Here is a 17423-nt window from a genome sequence, read left to right as displayed (position 1 = left end):
AAGAAGTTTGGGTGGAGATTTAGATGAGCCTGACAAGTGATCAGATGGAGCTGCGCGAAGAGGATATTCGCAAGCATTATGATGCGGCTGTGGCGATGCTGGATGGCTTTGATCACACACCGCGGATTGCCAAAGGCAAAGACCCAGTGGCCACGCCGGAACGGTCCAGCGGGATTGGTGCAAGGCGGCGGTTTCGCAGCACCACGCCGGGGTTGGTGACCCGCTCAACCGCTCGGCCTGAAGGCGTGCATCTGGTGGAACGGATTGAGGGCGCAGGCGGGGAAGATCCGCTGGTGTCGCCCGTGCAAGCCAATGTGCTGCACGGGATGCGCCGAGCTTTGGCGATTGCTTTGGCCGTGGGCGAGAATTTTGCCGAAGGCTCCGGTCTGGCGGATTTGAAGCGGGACAATCTCGCAGGTGCGCTGGGCGCGGACAAGAAGACGGCGTTTTCGGAGCTTTTGGCGGCGGAGGCGCTGGCAGTCGGCTATGTCTTTGCCAATGCAACCTCGTTCCTTCTGGCGCCATTGTTGGGTGAGGCGCAGGTTGAAGTCGGCGAGGTTGAAGAAGTTCTGACTGACAATGCGCAGCTGGCGTTGCATGGCGCGTTGTGGGAGCTGGATCAGGATATTGCGGCGTTGGTCTCTGATGAGGATCGGTTGGTCGCCTGTATCTGTGCCTTTGCCGAGCAGTTGATGGAGAAGGTCGCGTTGCGGGCGCAGAATGCGCCACAGTTGGGGGCGTTTGTCGGGGCAAGTTGGAAGGTTGAGGCCGATGCGCTGACCATCAACGGGTTTACGCCAGCGCGGGCGGCGAAGGGCTCCACGCTGACCATGAGTTTCAAGAAGCCGAATGAAGTGGTCGGCAACCACATCGCCAAATATCAGGCGATGAAACTGGCCAAAATGCTGATGGCCTATGACTTTGATCGACGGCTCAACCCCTTTGCAGAGCTGGGCGGCTTTATCTTTACCTTTATGGGCGATGGCGCGCCGGGCACCGGGAAAACCACGCTGATCCAGATGATGGCGGGGTTGATCAACGACTACTGTCAGGTGGCGGGCTATGCCTTCCGGTATCAGAACTTTGGCATCGACAATATCGACAGCTATCAGGGTAAATCGGGGCAGAACGCCAAGGCGTTTGTGCAGAATGTGCTTGATCCGCAGGTGATTGGCTTTGGCACAATTGACGACATCGACCAGATTGCAGGCAAGCGTGGCGATCGACAATCATCGGCTGGCCAACAGGAAGTCACAGCGGTGTTTATGGAGGCCTTTGCGGGCGCCAATACCGTGGTGCGCGGTAACTGTACCTTTGGCATGTTCTCCAACTATCCGGAGAACGTGGACGACGCGCTGCGCCAACGGGCCGGGGCGCGGTTCCTGGTGGATGGGCCGCAAACGCAAGAAGACTACATCGATATTTTGGCGCTGCTGATGGGCAAGAACCACGACATCGCGCTGGGTGACCATACGTTGTTTGAAGCGCAGGCCATTCAGAAGGCCGTGGCCGCAAGCTTTGAGAGTCATTCCCGACCACATGAACCGGGACTTCTGAATGTGTTTGATAACGTGCACGGGCAGGTTGGCGAGTTGGATACCATTGCTAAGATGGGCACGTACCTGAAGGCCATTCAGGAGGCCGATCCGCGCTTCACCGGACGTGCGATCAAAAACATCACCGATGCGGTAAAAGTGCGCGCGATGGACTTTGAATTGCCGGATGTGTGGATGGAGCAGCCGGAGCTGTTTTTGCAGAAAGATTATGACACCAAGTCTGCGATGATCAGCGAGCTGCGGGTACCGATCACCACCGAGATGGTGGTGCAAGAAATCAACCGCTACGCCGATAGCGAGTTCCGCTATGCCGACAAATCCGACGAGGTTGCGATCTCCAATATGGTGCGCGACATGCAACGGTCCGAGGCGGCGAAGCGGCGGTATTTGGAGGGCAAAGCCTAGTGTTTGTGATCGACAGCGTTGGGTTTTGGAATACGGGTGCGCCGCTGGTGGTTCTGGCCATTTTGGCGATGCTGTTGCCGCGTATGCTGGTCGAACGGGAGACACGGTCGCATGGCAAGGTTGCAACGGGCATTTTGCTGTCCGCCTTGATTCTGTTTGCGGTTGCCTGCGGTCTGTCGCTTCTGCTTGTGTATTTGCGCGGGGCGCATGCCTTGGCGTTTGGCAGCGACGGGCGGACCGGTCCGCCGCTTCAGATGCACCTGAGATTGGCTGCGATGACAGCAATTGTCTGGGTGCCGATCTTGGGGTTGGTGTGGTTTGGTCATGCGCAGGGCGTGGAAGCGCGGCGCGGGCAGGACATTGCGGCGAGGGAGCGGTGATGGCTCAAGGCATTTTTCAGAAATCGTTTCTTTTATGCATGCAAGTGTTTGAATGGGTGAAGCGCCAAATTCGATTAGTGCGAGTTGGAGCAAGGCGTGGAAATCCCTTGTTTATTGGCATTGGGAGTACAAAGCTTTTCTTTGCTGGGATCGCGGTCTTTGCTCTTTTGCCCCAGAGAACGGATGCTGACTGGTCGTGGCGCATTTGGTCTTTTCTAACCGCGCCGCCAAATGAGATCGGCGATACCTTGGCAGGAGTCGCTGGGGCTCTAGCATTTCTTTGGATTATCGTGACGGTGATGTTGCAGAGCAAGGAACTTGCTGCGCAAAGGGAAGAACTTCGCCTTACTCGGATTGAGATGAGTGAGCAAAAAGAAGCTACACAGGAGTTGGCGAACACGGCTAATCGCCAGAATTTCGACAATTTCGTTTTTGAAATGATTGCAAGTTTGAATTCGATTGTGGGCAACCTAGACATTCAGGAAAGAGGTGAAAACAAACCGATACTTTATAAGGGGCGGGATTGCTTCGGTTTCTTTTATCGTCAAGTCAGAGAAAGGCCGACGGGTGATAGATTGTTCTCGCGCGCCGAAACGGTAGATGAGACGTTGGTGCGCTATGACTCGATGTTCAACAAGCATAGTTCCGGTCTAAGTCAATATTTTAGGTATGTATATAATATGTTGCGCGTTTTGGATGAAGCACCGGAAGTTCAACCTAAGCATCGAAAATTGGTGCGCTCTCTGTTTTCAGATGATGAGCTTTTGGTTCTTTTTTACAACGCGCTCACTGAACGTGGAAAAAACTTTGTCCCATATATTGAGAGCTTTGAGCTGTTTGACAACTTGCCGCTCAACAGATTGGCAAGTTCTGCGCATAGGGATTCGTTTACTTTGAAATGTTTTGGGGCTTCTGATGCATAGACTGATCCAACGCGGCCTGATGTTTGGCAACCTGATCGAAGTGGCCTCGCCGGTGTTGGTGGAGCGCTATAATCGGGCGCTGAAACATTTGACGGGTAAGACCACCAATCTCACCGATTTTCACATCGATATCTCGGGCTATTCGCCGGAAATTGGCGATGAGTTGGACGATCATCTCTACCTCAACCACGGGGGCTGCAACCGTCAGTTCATCCTGCTGACCACGGATCAGAAATCCGCGCCGCTTTTGAACATCAAGTTCTCCACCAGCCGAGATATTCTGCGACATTTCATTGAGGAAAACGAGCCGCAGCTCTTCGCCCTGACCGCGCGGGATGCGGTGGCGGGCGAGTTGGTGAATTCGGTGTTCTCAGTCAGCCAGCCCAGCAATCTGATGGACATTCGAAAGGTCACGATTGAGGCGGACACGACCGAAGGTACGCTGCGCGATGCAGAGAAGCTCGGCGCGCTGGCGGATCGGTTCAAACAGGAGGAAGATGGCTGGTTTGACGATGTGCTGATTGCCGACATGATCACGCTGGCCAAACGCACCGGCGATGTGACGCGCAATCCAGTGACACTCAAACATATGGCGTTTGATCAGCAGGATTATTGGACCGCGCATTTTGGCGGCGTCTACCTGTTCCGCGGCTTGGCGCATCCAGCCGTGATCACGGCGGGCGACAAGGCTGAGTTGGGCAAGCTTCCGATCAAATATACATTTGATTTCAAAGACCGAAATCAGATTGCGAAGTTTCTGGACTACAACGATCTGGCCGAGCCAATTGTGAAAGCGCGGGGTGTGGATGGCGCGGCCATTCTGCGTCAGAAGATGGATTTCATTGTTGTGGATGCGGCGCAGGAGGCGGGTGTGGACCTGACCGGGGCGACGCGCAGTGATATCCGTCGTCTGGCCCGCAATCATGCAGAGCAATTGCCCCCCGAATACCATGAGCTTCGCAAGATGGTGGATTGGGCGGAGAGTGATGGCAAGTGGCCCAAGATTACCAGCGATCATCCCGCCTATTTCTACACGCTGCGCGCAACCGCCACGGATCAGCGGGATTTGGTGAATATGCTTTTGGCCGAGCTGGCGCCCAAAGATATCCGGCAGCTGTTTATCTGCCACAAAGAGGTGTTTTACCGCCTGTATCAAGGCTGGTCAGACACCAAGAAAAGCTTTGTGGCAGATTTTCTGGAGCGAGAGTATCAGGTCGACAAGGCGGGGGCGCGTGAGGCGCTATTTGGCTTTGACGCGCCGTTGGAAATGCCCCGTGTGATGCGGCGGGCATCTGAGGATATGATATCGCGGGTTGGCCCGTGGGGCGCAGTCAAATCGGGACGGTGAGGAGGTAGGTCATGTTTGCATTGGCGAGATTGTCGGTTGTGGGCTTTGTTGTGCTCACCATTGTCTACATTTGTCTGTCGCTGTATTCGCGCTCTAAACGGCGCGACAAGCTGGAGGCGGAGTGGGACCGTGAGGGCATGAGCGGTGATCGGGATGCCTTCATCGAGCAAGGGTTGCAGGACTATGACGGCTCTTTGCGTCGCAAATTGATCTGGGGTGTCTATATAATCCCTGTGACCATCGTGATCGCGTTGATCTACTTTATGAATTTCCACTAGGGGGACCGACGACATGGTCTATGTGAAATGGGGTTTCTGGACACTGTTCTGGATTTTTGTGGCGGCGTTCTTTCACTACACGTTGCCGCAGCATGATGTGGTGCGGATCACGGACACCTATGAGAAGCGGATCGATTTTGGTGAGAACTCGATCTTTTGGGCCAAATCGGATGCAGGCAATGCCGAGACAACGGTCAATCGTGACGTGTTCTTTATCGAGACGAAGATGCCCAATGATCGCGTGATGGTCTATCGCAACGAGGACACCAGCGCTGGTTGGCCGCCGTATTTCAAGTTTGATACTGCCAACCTTCAGGCTGAAGCTGGCGACCTGAAATCGAGCTCGGATGCGCCGAATTGGGTGGCGGTGAAGCACTATGGCTGGCGCAACGAGTTTCTGTCGATCTATCCAAATGCGGTGGGGGTGAAAGCCGTTGAAAGCCCGGATGTGACGTTCATTCCCTGGCTTAACATCCTGATTTTGACGGTGTTTTTCGCAATTGTTTGGGCGATTTATGTGCGTTGGCGTCGGTTCCGGCAGGCGCGGATTGATCCTGTGCTGGAAGACATGGGGGACAGCTTTGAAGCGGCTGGTGACAATCTGGCAGAGAAGCGGGGGCGGTTCCGCGCCTGGCTGGACACCTGGCGCGGAAAAGCACGCTAATCAGCGAGCACCATAGTAGAGGCCGACGACGTGTTCGGCCTCTGCAAAGAACAGCCAGCGCGAGGTGGCGACACCGGCGACATGGCTGAGCACCGCGATGATCGCCAAAACGTGGCTGAACGGCAGCAGCAGGCAAATGATGGGCAGCACAAAAGTGAGGCCAAAGGCAATGCGGCGCAGCTTTTGAGCGTGTTTTCGACCGATTACGAAGATGAACTCTTTCACCAAATAGTTCGGAGCGGTGTGGGGATGTGCCATGGAGCGCACGGTGCCGCGTTCGCCTAGCCCCGTGGCTGTGCCAAGGTCGGTACCGCTGTCAGAGAGGGCAACGTCTCCGCGTTGCCACCAGATGAATTGGCATATTGCGGCGATCACCAGAAGCAGGATCGCCATGTTCACCCGACCAGAAAGCAGCGCCCCGCCAGCCAAAGAAAAGCTCAGGTAAAGCGCTGGTGTCAAAGGGGTTTTCCAACGCGGCACGGTGTCGAGCTGGGCGTAGATCATTGATGTTGTGAAGACCGTGAACAGCGACAGGGCTGCTCCGATCAGACCCAAGGCGGTGGCGTGGATCTGCAGGAAGATAAGATCAATTGCGTAGATTCCCATGCAAAGCAGGGCGAGGATGGCGCAGACGCCTTCGCGGGACAGCCAACTGCTGCGCCATTGGCTGAGTGCGCGCCAAGCGCGTTCGGGGTGGCCTAGGTGAAAGGTTGACGAAAGCAATCCACCCACTGCAAGCGCGAAAGCGATTGCAAAGAATATGAAAGCTGCAAGACCGGTTGGGGGATTTGCATCTATGCCTAGCCAGAACAGCAGACCGAAGCCGAGGCCGGAGAGGGTTGAGAAGACAATGACAGATGGGGCTGGATGCATCAGGCGGTCCCTCCGGGCAATTTATCGAGGGCTTTGTCGAGCCAGCCAAGGAAGCCTTGAGCTTCTTCCGCGACCGGTTCCAAAAGTGGGGCCAAAAGGCTCTGATCGTCCCAAGAATCTTTGAGACGCGGCGGGAGGTATTTGTTCACAGGAAGGGTGCCCATTTCTGGCATGAGGTCAAAACCACCTCTGGATTCAACAAGTTGGCTGACATCGGAATTTGGATCTGAGAGGTCTCCAAAGTGTCTTGCGCCGGCGGGGCAGGTGCGCACGCACGACGGGATTTGGTCCTCTTCAGGCAGGTTTTCATTGTAGATGCGGTCCACGCAGAGGGTGCATTTTTTCATTACGCCTTCCGCTTGATCCAACTCGCGCGCGCCATAGGGGCAGGCCCAGGCGCAGAGGCCGCAGCCGATGCAGTGGTCTTCGTTCACCAGGACAATGCCATCCTCAACCCGCTTGTAGCTTGCGCCAGTGGGGCAAACGGTGACGCAGGGGGCGTTTTCGCAATGTAAACAAGACTTTGGGAAATGTACGGTTTGCGCAGGGCCCGTCTCTGGCTGAACCTCGTAGCTGTGGACGCGGTTCAGGAATGTGCCCATGGGTTCGGTGCCATATGGGCGTTGATCACTCAGCGGTGCGCCGTAGTTTTCGGTGTTCCAGCCTTTGCAGGAGATCACACAAGCGTGGCAGCCGACGCAGGTGTCCAGGTCGATTACAAGGCCGAGGGTGCGGTCGGTTTTGGTGGGTAATTCGGTCATTTTGCCCCGTCGGTATTGCGTCTGTATTGCGACTGTATCGCGGAGGTGCGTATTTTGAGGTTTTGGTGTCTCATTTACCCACCTTCCATTCCAGATTATCCGGACCCTGAGGCACCGGTGACTTGATGGAATCAAAGGCCGGTTGGCTTTCAGATGGTGGATCTGCTTTCTCGAGTTTCACGCGCAAATCGAACCAAGCGGCTTGGCCGGTGATGGGGTCCGAATTGGCCCAGCGGAGGCCGTCACCTTTGGGCGGCAACAACTCATGGATCAGGTGATTGAGCAGGAAACCCTTGTTGCCCTCCGGTGCGTCTTCAGAGAGTGCCCAGGTGCCTTTGCGCTTGCCGATGGCGTTCCAGGTCCAGACTGTGTTTTCGTTGAGCGCCGCCTGATGGGCAACTGGCACGGTGATTTCGCCATGCACCGAGGTCACACGCGCCCAGTCGCCTTCGGAGAAGTTGTGTTTTTCCCAAAGTTTGGTTGGGAGGTAGAGCGGGTTCTCGCCATGCAATTGCCGCAGCCATGCGTTTTGCGTGCCCCAGCTGTGATACATTGCCATCGGGCGCTGGGTGAGGGCGTGCACGTCAAACTCATCAGGATCAACGCTGCTGTCTTCGAGCGGCGCATACCAGATGGGCAGCGGGTCCATGACCTCTTTCAATCGCTCGCGCAGGTGGTCTGGCGGTTGGATATCCCCGTGACCCTCGGCAGCGCGCTGGAATTTGCGCATGGGCTCGACATAAAGTTGGAACAAGAAAGGCTGCGGCGCATCAAACAGGCCGATTTTCACGGCCCAATCTTGATAGTCTTGGTTCCAAGGCTTCATGTAGCGCGCGGCGTCTGGCACATGCTCAATCGCAAAGCCGCCGTTCTCGATGTATTTGTCCAATTGTTCCGGGTTCACCGTGCCACGACCAAATTGGTCGCCATCTTCCCCGCGGAAGCCTGCGAGAGGACCAACGCCGGGGCGGCGTTCGTGGTTCACGATGTAATCAGCGTAGTCTTTCCACTTTGGCGTGCCGTCTTCGTTGAGGAAACCGGGCAGGCCGATGCGGGCGCCAAGTTCGATCAGCACGGATTGGAAGCCGCGCACGTCACGATCCGGCTCCACCACGGGCCAGCGGATGGCGTCCGCCGCGCCGTCTGCTTCGCAGATCGGACGGTCCAAGAGCGAGATACAGTCGTGGCGTTCCAAATAGGTGGTGTCCGGCAGGATCAGGTCGGCATAAGCGACCATTTCAGAGCTGTAGGCATCGGAATAGATGATGCGCGGGATGCGGTAACCACCGTCGTCATTGCGGTCGGTCAGCATCTTGATCACGCCGGAAGTGTTCATGCTTGAGTTCCACGACATATTGGCCATGTACATGAACAGAGTGTCGATGGGGTACGGGTCTTGGGCGTGGGCGTTGGAGATCACCATATGCATCAAACCATGTACAGACATGGGGTTTTGCCATGTGAAAGCTTTGTCGATGCGACAGGCGCTGCCGTCATCGGCAATTTGAAGGTCTTCAGGACCACGGGGGAAACCGAGGTGCGGACCTGCAAGCGGTTTGCCAGGGCGACCGATGCCGTGCGGCGTTGGATGCGCCTCGACCGGCTTGGGGTAGGGCGGTTTAAATCGGAACCCGCCGGGGACTTCGACGGTGCCCAAGAGGATTTGCAGCACGTGCAGCGCACGGCAGGTTTGGAAGCCATTGGAGTGGGCAGAGATACCGCGCATGGCATGGAAGCTGACCGGGCGGCCCGTCATGGTTTTGTGGGTTTCGCCGCGGAAGTCGGTCCATTCCTGGTCCAACTCGAAGGCTTCGTCAAAGGCCACACGCGCCAGTTCAGCGGCGATGGTTTTGATCTTTTGGGCGGAGATGCCGGTTTTCTCTGCGACGTTTTCTGGCGCATATTGTGGGTCGAGATATTTCTCGGCCATGAGGTGCATCACGGTGCGATGGGTTTGTCCGGCGCTGCGATAGGTGGCCGACAGGTCAGGGCGCACGCCTTTTTGGTCAAACGGCGCAGGCTTGCCGGTATTTCGATCGATCACCAGCTGTTTGCCGTCATCATCGCGCAGCAACAGACCGGTTTCGGCGTCCACCAGCACGGCGGCGTTGGTGTATTGCGCGAGGTAGTGAAGGTCGATTTTGCCCGCCTTCATCAGCTCATGCACCAGTGCGAGAATAAACAGCCCATCGGTGCCGGGTGTGATGCTGACCCATTCATCGGCCACAGCGTTGTAACCGGAGCGCACCGGGTTCACGCCAATGACCTTGGCGCCGTTGGCTTTGATCTTGCCAATGCCTGCTTTGATCGGGTTGCTGTCGTGATCTTCAGCGACACCAAAAATCATGAAAAGCTTGGTGTGATCCCAATCGGGCTGGCCAAACTCCCAAAAGGCACCGCCCATGGTGTAGATGCCTGCGGCGGCCATGTTGACCGAGCAGAAACCACCGTGTGCGGCATAGTTGGGAGTGCCAAAGTGTTGCGCCCAAAAGCTGGTGAAGCTTTGGGATTGGTCGCGACCGGTGAAAAAGGCCAGTTTATGGGGCGCCGTTTCGTGCAGCTCGGTGAGCCAACCCACCGCTGTGTTGATCGCTTCTTCCCAAGAAATTTCTTCGTATTCGCCGGAGCCACGGGGGCCGACCCGTTTGAGAGGCTTTTTGAGGCGTGAGGGGGCGTTGACCTGCATGATGCCAGCTGAGCCTTTGGCACAGAGCACACCCTTGTTGACCGGGTGGTCGCGGTTGCCTTCGATGTAGGCCACTTTGCCGTCTTTCATGTGCACATTGATGCCGCAGCGGCAGGCGCACATGTAGCAGGTGGTCTTGCGGACCTCGTCGGAGACTTTGGGGGAAAGATCGAGTTGCGGTTGTCCGTCAGCCATGAAGGGTGCCTTTCCAGCCAAAGTGCCGGGTGAGTGCCTCTAAGGAGGGGTGGGTGGTTTCTTTTGAATGCCGGCCCGAAGTTGGGAGGTCATTCTCAAATGTTGATTTACAGTAGAACATTGTTGTCATCCGTCAACGTCGGTTCACGCGCCCATGCCCTGGCGGAGGATGCCAAGGGTGGCGAGCCCAATCAGCAGGCACAGGCAGAACGGTTTGTAGTAGGGCTCCCAGTTGGGGCGGAAAAAGGCCTTCCCGGCAATCACGCCAATTGCGGAGGCCGGGGCAAGGGCAAGGCCGCGCAGGGCGGATTGGGTGTTCATCACACCAAAGTATGTCAGGGTTGCCAGCGAGATCACAGAGGAGGCAAAGAGGAACATCACCAGAGAGGCGCGCATTTCGCGGGCAGGCGCGTTGGAGGCCAGAACGTAAAGGGCGACCACCATGCCACCCACGCCAGCCAGGCCAGTGACAATGCCCGCCAAAATGCCGGAGCCCCAGAGGCCGGGTCGGGTCGCCAGGATCGGCAGGCGCAATTTGGCAAGCTGCGTGGCGGCCAGCACAACAATCACCGACAGCGCCACCAGTTTGGAGGTGTCCACTGGCAACTCTTGCGTCAGGCTGAGGCCCATGGGCAGGCCAAAAGCAGAGCCGAGAACAAGGCCGGTGACCACACGGCGGTTGGCCTCTTTCATGCCGCCGCGCACCATCAGCAGAGAGGCGGTCATTTCCTGAAACCAGAGGATTGGGATAAGGGTGATCGGAGCGAGAAACATCACCGCGATGGCCATAACAACTGCCGACAGGGCAAAGCCTGAGAAGCCGCGTACCACACCGGCGACGAAGCAAATCAGGGTGAGCCAGATAAAGTGGTCTGTTGGCAGGGCCAGGGCGTCGATCATGAACGCTCTTTCATCGGTGTATAGGCGCGCATGTCCGGCCCGTTATAGAGCGTCAGCGGACGGATCAGGATGTTGCTTTCCTGTTGATCGATACATTGGATGATCCAGCCGGGCATGCGGCCAATGGCAAAGATGGGCACGTAGAGGTCCATTGGGATGCCGTGCAGCTGGTAGATCACGCCGGAGTAGAAATCGACGTTCACGTTGAGGCCATGGCGGGCGTAGGGCTTCATCGCTTCCACAACGCCTTGCAGGATTTCGTACCACTCCGGTGCGCCCATTTCATCGCCGAGTTTCTTGACGCCGTCTCGCATGTGGCGGGCGCGGGGGTCTTCGGCGCGGTAGACGCGGTGGCCAAAGCCGGTGACAGCTTCGCGGTTTTTACGTTTGTTTTTTACATAGGCAGCGGCGTTGTCAGGCGTGCCGATTTCCTGCACCATTTTCATCACGTCTTCAGCTGCGCCGCCGTGGGCGGGGCCTGCGAGCGTGGAGAGCGCAGTCACGATGCCGCCGTGCAGGTTGGTGTCTGTACCAATTGTGACGCGGGCCGCAAAGGACGACGCGTTGGCACCGTGTTCGGCGTGCAGGATGAAATCCACATCGGCCAGTTTGGCGGCATCCTCAGACGGCTTTTCGCCTTTCAGCATCCAGAGCCAGTTGGCGGCGTGCGAAAGCGTTTTGTCGGCGGGAACAGGATCGCGACCGTTGCGGATGTGCTCATGCGCGGCGATGATCATCGGGACCTGAGAAGTCAGGCGTAGGCCGTTGGCGAGGAAGGCTTCCGGACCGGTTTTCTGGCTGTCGGCCTCCAGCGCAGCGAGGGCGGAGACGGCGGTGCGCAGTACGTCCATCGGGTGGCCGTCTTTGGTGGCGCGGATGATGTCATAGACTTGTTCGGGCAACTCACGGGCGGCCTTGAGAGCGGCGTCAAACGTGGCCAATTCTGCTTCGGAAGGCAGTTCACCGTGGATCAGCAGATAGCAGACTTCCTCAAAAGTGGATTGTGTGGCGAGGTCGTGAATGGAATAGCCACGATAAGACAGCTCGCCTTTGGCGCCATCGATGTGGGAGACGCCAGAACGTTCGAAATAAATGCCCTTGAGGCCGCGGTTGATCTTGACGTTTTCGGTCACGGATGGCTCCTGTTGCGTATACGGAGGTATACATGAAGTTTATGGATGCGCTGTCGACCAAGGTGGCGGCGAAAAACGCGCGGGTTGTGTTCCCCGAACACAAAGAGCCGCGCACAGCTGAGGCGATGCGGGCGTTGGATCGGGATGGCCTGTGCCGGCCTGTGACGCTTGGTGATAACACAGAACGCTATGTGCAGGCGCTGATGGATACGCGTGGCATGAAAGAGCGGATCGCCCGACGTCTTGTCGAGAAACCGCTCTATCGGGCGGCCGCCATGGTGGCGGCTGGCGAGGCAGACGCGATGACCGCAGGGGCGGAAGCTCCAACACGACGTGTGATCGAGGCGGCATCCATGGCGATTGGCTTGGCCGATGAGGTGAGCGTGCCGTCGAGTTTCTTCCTGATGAACTTCGCGGATGGCCGGTCGTTGATTTTTGCCGACTGCGGTTTGACAGTGGACCCTGATGCCGAAGGTTTGGCGGCAATTGCCACAGCTTCGGCGCGCAGTGGAGAAGCGTTGTTGGGCGAGGCGCGGGTGGCATTGCTGTCGTTTTCCACCGGCACCAGCGGTGCGGGCGCAAGTGTCGACAAAGTGCGTGAGGCGGCCGAGTTGAGCGGTTTCACAGGGCCGGTGCAAGGTGACGCCGCTCTGATCCCTGAAGTCGCCGCGCGAAAGGGTGCTGGAGCGGGGGACGCAAATATTCTGGTCTTCCCCAACTTGGATGCCGGCAATATTGCGTACAAATTGGCGGTTGCTTTGGGCGGGGCGCAAGCCTTGGGGCCGATCCTGCAGGGGTTCCGCAAACCGGTTTGTGATTTGAGCCGTGGAGCCAGTGCGCAGGATATCGTTGCTGCGACCATTGTGACACTGGCGCTGGATTGATGCAGGGGCGGCGGTCATGCGGCCCCCTCGGGTGCCTTTTCGGCCTTATCTAACGCGTCGGATTGGGCGACTGTGACAGCAACCATGTGCAGGATGTCTTCAGCGGAGCAACCGCGGGATAGGTCATTGGCGGGTTTTGCCAAGCCTTGCAGGACCGGGCCGATGGCGGTTGCCCCCCCAACACGTTGGGCGATTTTGTAGCCCAAGTTACCGGCGTTCAGGCTGGGGAAGACAAAGACGTTGGCTGCGCCGCCAAGTGCCGATTTTTCAGCTTTGGAGGCGGCAACCTCAGGCACAAAGGCGGCGTCGAACTGAAGCTCTCCGTCGATGATTAGATTGGGATCGGCCACTTTGGCCAGATGCGTTGCCGCCACAACCTTGGACACTTTGGGATGATCGGCGCTTCCGGCAGTGGAGAAAGACAGCATAGCGACGCGCGGTGTATCGCCGGTCAGCGCGCGGTACGACGCTGCGGACGCACGCGCGATTTCGGCCATTTCATTGGCGTCAGGATCCACCACCAAGCCGCAATCCGCAAAGATATGCGCGCCTTTCACAGTGTGATGTTCCTTGCAGTAGAGCATGAAAAAGAAAGAGGAGACCATCGCCGAATTTGGCGCTTTGCCGATGATCTGAAGCGCGGTGCGCACAGTGTCAGATGTGGTTTCAGCAGCGCCGCCGACGGTGCCGTGGGCGCGGCCCGTTTGCACCAAAAGCGACGCATAGGTCAGGCGGTGACGGACTTGCGCTGCGGCTTTTTCGGGCGTCATGCCTTTGTGGGCGCGTAAGGCCACCAATGTGTCGCGAAATTCGTCAATTAGGGGTGAGTTACTGGGATCGTGGATCTCAATTTCGCCAGCAACTTCCTCGGGGGTGGTGCCGTGGGATGCGAGATGCTCGGCGATGGTAATCGGGTTGCCCACCAAGAGGACGCGGGCCACCTTTTCCTTGCGGATCATAAGCGCAGCCTCTGCTACGCGGGGATCATCGCCCTCAGAAAGGGCGATGATTTTGTCAGAGCCGCTGGCGGCACCAAGTATTTGGCGGAGCGGCTTCAAGGGGTCAGCTTCCGGTCTGTTTGACCATGTCAGCCGCGTCGATACCGGCCACGGAAACAGGCTTTTTCATTGCGTCGCGACGGAAGGGTTCACCCAGTTCCTGGTTGATCATGGCTTCGATCAGGGTGGTTTTGCCGTGGTTCATCTGATCATCGATGGCTTTGTTCAGTGCGGCGGTCAGCTCGTCCATGGTGCGGGCGACAACGCCTTCCAGGCCACAGGCCTGAGCGATGCCAGCATAAGACACGGATGTGTCCAGCTCGGTGCCAACGAAGTTGTCATCAAACCACAGGGTGGAGTTCCGCTTTTCAGCGCCCCACTGGTAGTTGCGGAAGACGATCTGTGTCACGGCAGGCCATTCACCGCGGCCGATGGCGGTCAACTCGTTCACCGCGATGCCAAAGGCACCGTCGCCGGCGAAACCGCAGACTGGTACATCCGGTTGGCCAATTTTGGCGCCAACAATAGCTGGCAGGCCGTACCCGCAGGGACCAAACAGGCCAGGTGCCAGATATTTGCGACCTTCCTCAAAAGACGGGTAGGCGTTGCCGATGGCGCAGTTGTTGCCGATGTCGGAGCTGATGATGGCTTCGCGCGGCAGAGCAGATTGGATCGCACGCCAGGCCATACGTGGGGACATCCAGTCTGGCTTGTCAGCGCGGGCGCGTTCGTTCCAGCTGGTGCCGGGATCGTCGTCTTCGTGGTCCATGGAGGAGAGCTGCTGTGCCCAGGCGGATTTGGTTTTGGAAATGTGGGCTTTGCGATCCTCGCGTCCCGCGTCACCAGCGTTGTCCGCAAGCTGTTCCAGGATACCCGTGGCCACTTTGGCGGCGTCGCCCACGATACCCACTTCGACTTTCTTGGTCAGACCGATGCGGTTGGGGTTGATGTCCACCTGAATGATTTTGGCGTCCGCTGGCCAGTATTCCATGCCGTAGCCCGGCAGGGTGGAGAAGGGGTTCAGGCGGGTGCCAAGGGCCAGAATAACGTCAGCCTCTTTGATCAGTTCCATACCCGCTTTGGAGCCGTTGTAGCCGAGCGGTCCAGCAAACAGCGGGTGGTTGCCCGGGAAGGCATCGTTGTGCTGATAGCCAACGCACACCGGCGCATCGAGGCGTTCGGCCAGAGCGATGGAGGCGGGAATGCCGCCTTCGGACAACACAGTGCCCGCGCCGTTCAGAATCACCGGGTTCTTGGCGGAGGAAAGCAGGGCAGCGGCGTCTGTGACGGAGTTGCTGCCGCCAGAGGAGGCCTCAAACTCGATTGGATCCGGGATGTCGATGTCGACAACTTGAGTCCAGAAATCACGCGGGATGTTGAGTTGTGCCGGGCCACAAAGACGTTTGGCTTGGCTGATCACACGGGTGAGGACTTCGGCGACACGGGTCGGGTCACGCACCTCTTCCTGATAGGCCACCATGTCCTCAAACAGTTTCATCTGTTCAACTTCCTGGAAACCACCCTGACCAATGGTCTTGTTGGCGGCCTGTGGTGTGACCAACAGCAGCGGAGTGTGGTTCCAGTAAGCGGTTTTTACAGCGGTCACGAAGTTGGTGATGCCGGGGCCGTTTTGCGCGATCATCATCGACATTTTGCCGGTGGCGCGGGTGTAACCGTCGCTCATCATGCCGGCGGAGCCTTCGTGGGCGCAGTCCCAGAACATGATGCCCGCTTTGGGGAAGAGGTCCGAGATGGGCATCATCGCAGAGCCAATGATTCCAAAGGCATGTTCAATACCGTGGCGTTGAAGCACCTTCACAAAGGCTTCTTCGGTGGTCATTTTCATGAGGCAAACTCCATGCTGCGCCCGACTCCTGTGGTGGGGCGGTCATTTTGATTGAAACTACGAATTGCGGCAATCTGGCGTTAGGGCCAGAATGGGTGGCCGAATGTATCCAGATCAGCGCTGACCGAGGGCGCGGGCGATACGAGAAACACCCTCAGGGATTCGCTCGGAGGGAATGGAGGAATAGCCGAGCCGGTAGAAGTTTTGGGGCGGGGCTTCGTCTGTGAAAAACGGGTGGCCGGGCTCAATCAGAACGCCATCAGATTTTAGCGCCTGTGCCAGTATTTCCGTGTTCACTTCGGGGTTTGCCCGCATCCAAAAGGAGGAGCCGCCAAAAGCGCCTTGGCCCGCAACCGTCAAGCCATATTGCTCAATTGCGTCTTGCATAACTGCGCGACGGGCTTTGAGGGCTTCGCGAATGCGGCGGATCAGGGCGTCATAGTGGCCCAAAGATAGGAAGTAGGCGGCGGTGCGTTGGATGTGACCGGGCGGGTGGCGGATGACGGATGCCCGCAATGCGCGGGCCTCGCGAATAAAGGCTTCTGAACCGACCAGGTAGCCGAGGCGCAGGCCCGGAAAGAGTGATTTGGAGAAGCTGCCAACGTAGATCACGCGGCCTTCGGTATCGAGTGATTTCAAGGCTGGAGATGGCGCATCCAAGAAGGACATTTCAAATTCGTAGTCGTCTTCGACCACCAGCGCATCGATGTTGCGGGCGTGCTCCAAAAGCGCATGACGACGGTCCATCGGCATGGTGGCGGTGGTTGGGCATTGGTGGCTGGGGGTAGTGAAAATCACATCGGCTTCGTTTGAGATCAGCGCGGGATTGAGGCCGTCGCGATCCACGTTGATGGCGTCAACGTGGCAGCGCGATTGATTCAAGATGTCGCGCAGGGCGTGGTAGCAAGGGTTTTCGATGGCGGCCGTGCGGCGTTGCGTCAGTAAGATCTGCGCCGCGATCCAAAGGGCGTTCTGGGCGCCAAGGGTGATCAGGATTTCTTCGGGACGGGCAATGATGCCGCGACGGGGAAGGGTGTTGCGCGCGATGAATTCGACCAGTTCGGGGTCGTCTTGATCATAGTAGTCTGCGGTTAGTGCAGTGAAATCTTTTTGTCCCAAGGCCTGCAATGCGCAAAGACGCCAATTGGCATGGTCAAACAGGCTTGGATCGGTTTGACCGTAGACAAAGGGGAAGCGGTAATTGGCCCAGTCTTTGGGTTTGTCTGGCGTGTCGCCGCCTGTAAACCGACGGCCTAACGCGCGAGTCCAGTCGATGCGGTCTTCGCGTGGTTTGGGCGGGTCAAAGGACGGCGGAACAGGTGCATTTTCGCTGACGTAATAGCCGGAGCGGCCGCGAGAGGTCAGATAATCGTTGGCCAGAAGCTCTGTGTAGGCAAGCGTAACTGTGATGCGGGACACCCCGAGATGCGTGGCCAATTTACGCGACGACGGCAGTTTTTCTCCACGGCGAAAGCGTCCGGACAAGATGCCTTCGGCAATGAGTTGCTGGATTTGCGCTTGAAGCGTGCCCTGGAAACCGGGCGCGAGAAAGAATGTTTCGACAGATATGGCCATAAGGGGACGCTATACTGG

At 57.6% G+C, this 17423-nt stretch carries 15 protein-coding genes; 7 read left to right on the top strand and 8 right to left on the bottom strand.

Annotated features, from left to right (window positions below):
* Positions 1-23: 23 nt before the first annotated feature.
* Genes QOL67_RS01485 through QOL67_RS01460 form a run of 6 tightly spaced genes read left to right on the top strand, consistent with a single transcriptional unit; the run spans position 24 to position 5554 of the window.
* Positions 24-1961 carry an AAA family ATPase gene (locus tag QOL67_RS01485; protein WP_283424167.1) on the top strand — a complete coding sequence of 646 codons (1938 nt, stop codon included), beginning with the start codon at positions 24-26 and terminating at the stop codon, positions 1959-1961.
* Positions 1961-2341, top strand: a complete 381-nt coding sequence (locus tag QOL67_RS01480; protein WP_283424166.1) for a hypothetical protein — start codon at positions 1961-1963, stop codon at positions 2339-2341. Before QOL67_RS01485 ends, QOL67_RS01480 begins: the two co-directional genes overlap by 1 nt.
* Positions 2341-3264 (top strand): putative phage abortive infection protein, encoded by a 924-nt coding sequence (locus QOL67_RS01475; protein ID WP_283424165.1) that lies wholly within the window; start codon positions 2341-2343, stop codon positions 3262-3264. Before QOL67_RS01480 ends, QOL67_RS01475 begins: the two co-directional genes overlap by 1 nt.
* Positions 3257-4612 carry a DUF6638 family protein gene (locus QOL67_RS01470; protein WP_283424164.1) on the top strand — a complete coding sequence of 452 codons (1356 nt, stop codon included), beginning with the start codon at positions 3257-3259 and terminating at the stop codon, positions 4610-4612. The genes QOL67_RS01475 and QOL67_RS01470 overlap by 8 nt, the downstream gene beginning before the upstream one ends.
* Before the next feature lie 11 nt (positions 4613-4623).
* Positions 4624-4890 carry a hypothetical protein gene (locus tag QOL67_RS01465; protein ID WP_283424163.1) on the top strand — a complete coding sequence of 89 codons (267 nt, stop codon included), beginning with the start codon at positions 4624-4626 and terminating at the stop codon, positions 4888-4890.
* Between the two features lie 13 nt (positions 4891-4903).
* A complete protein-coding gene (locus QOL67_RS01460; RefSeq protein ID WP_283424162.1) occupies positions 4904-5554 on the top strand; it encodes a DUF1523 family protein in 651 nt (216 codons plus the stop codon).
* Here the strand turns inward: QOL67_RS01460 and QOL67_RS01455 are convergent, their stop codons facing one another.
* The 5 genes from QOL67_RS01455 to QOL67_RS01435 all read right to left on the bottom strand — a co-directional run bounded on the left by QOL67_RS01455 (position 5555) and on the right by QOL67_RS01435 (position 12102).
* Positions 5555-6427: a dimethyl sulfoxide reductase anchor subunit family protein gene (locus QOL67_RS01455; RefSeq protein ID WP_283424161.1), complete on the bottom strand. Its 873-nt coding sequence runs from the start codon at positions 6425-6427 to the stop codon at positions 5555-5557.
* Positions 6427-7188, bottom strand: coding sequence for a 4Fe-4S dicluster domain-containing protein (locus QOL67_RS01450; protein ID WP_283424160.1), 762 nt, complete (start codon positions 7186-7188; stop codon positions 6427-6429). The genes QOL67_RS01455 and QOL67_RS01450 overlap by 1 nt, the downstream gene beginning before the upstream one ends.
* Before the next feature lie 70 nt (positions 7189-7258).
* Complete coding sequence (locus QOL67_RS01445; protein ID WP_283424159.1) at positions 7259-10069, bottom strand: molybdopterin oxidoreductase family protein; 2811 nt, start codon at positions 10067-10069, stop codon at positions 7259-7261.
* 144 nt (positions 10070-10213) lie between these two features.
* Complete coding sequence (locus QOL67_RS01440; protein ID WP_283424158.1) at positions 10214-10969, bottom strand: sulfite exporter TauE/SafE family protein; 756 nt, start codon at positions 10967-10969, stop codon at positions 10214-10216.
* Positions 10966-12102: a citrate/2-methylcitrate synthase gene (locus QOL67_RS01435; RefSeq protein ID WP_283424157.1), complete on the bottom strand. Its 1137-nt coding sequence runs from the start codon at positions 12100-12102 to the stop codon at positions 10966-10968. Before QOL67_RS01435 ends, QOL67_RS01440 begins: the two co-directional genes overlap by 4 nt.
* Before the next feature lie 32 nt (positions 12103-12134).
* Here QOL67_RS01435 and QOL67_RS01430 point away from each other — a divergent pair, with 32 nt between their 5' ends.
* Positions 12135-12986, top strand: coding sequence for a phosphate acyltransferase (locus QOL67_RS01430; protein WP_283424156.1), 852 nt, complete (start codon positions 12135-12137; stop codon positions 12984-12986).
* A 14-nt stretch (positions 12987-13000) separates the two neighbouring features.
* Here QOL67_RS01430 and pta read toward each other — a convergent pair whose 3' ends face one another.
* The 3 genes from pta to pdxR all read right to left on the bottom strand — a co-directional run bounded on the left by pta (position 13001) and on the right by pdxR (position 17405).
* Positions 13001-14044, bottom strand: coding sequence for a phosphate acetyltransferase (pta, locus tag QOL67_RS01425; protein ID WP_283424155.1), 1044 nt, complete (start codon positions 14042-14044; stop codon positions 13001-13003).
* A 4-nt stretch (positions 14045-14048) separates the two neighbouring features.
* Entirely contained in the window at positions 14049-15830 is a 1782-nt protein-coding gene (gene xsc, locus QOL67_RS01420; protein ID WP_283424154.1) for a sulfoacetaldehyde acetyltransferase, read from the bottom strand.
* Positions 15831-15944: 114 nt separating this feature from the next.
* Positions 15945-17405 carry a MocR-like pyridoxine biosynthesis transcription factor PdxR gene (pdxR, locus tag QOL67_RS01415; protein ID WP_283424153.1) on the bottom strand — a complete coding sequence of 487 codons (1461 nt, stop codon included), beginning with the start codon at positions 17403-17405 and terminating at the stop codon, positions 15945-15947.
* Positions 17406-17423 lie beyond the last annotated feature (18 nt).

This window comes from Shimia sagamensis, assembly GCF_900182745.1.
GTDB lineage: Bacteria > Pseudomonadota > Alphaproteobacteria > Rhodobacterales > Rhodobacteraceae > Shimia > Shimia sagamensis.
Note: the sequence above shows the minus strand (reverse complement) of the source record. Positions and strands in the feature narration are given on the sequence as shown.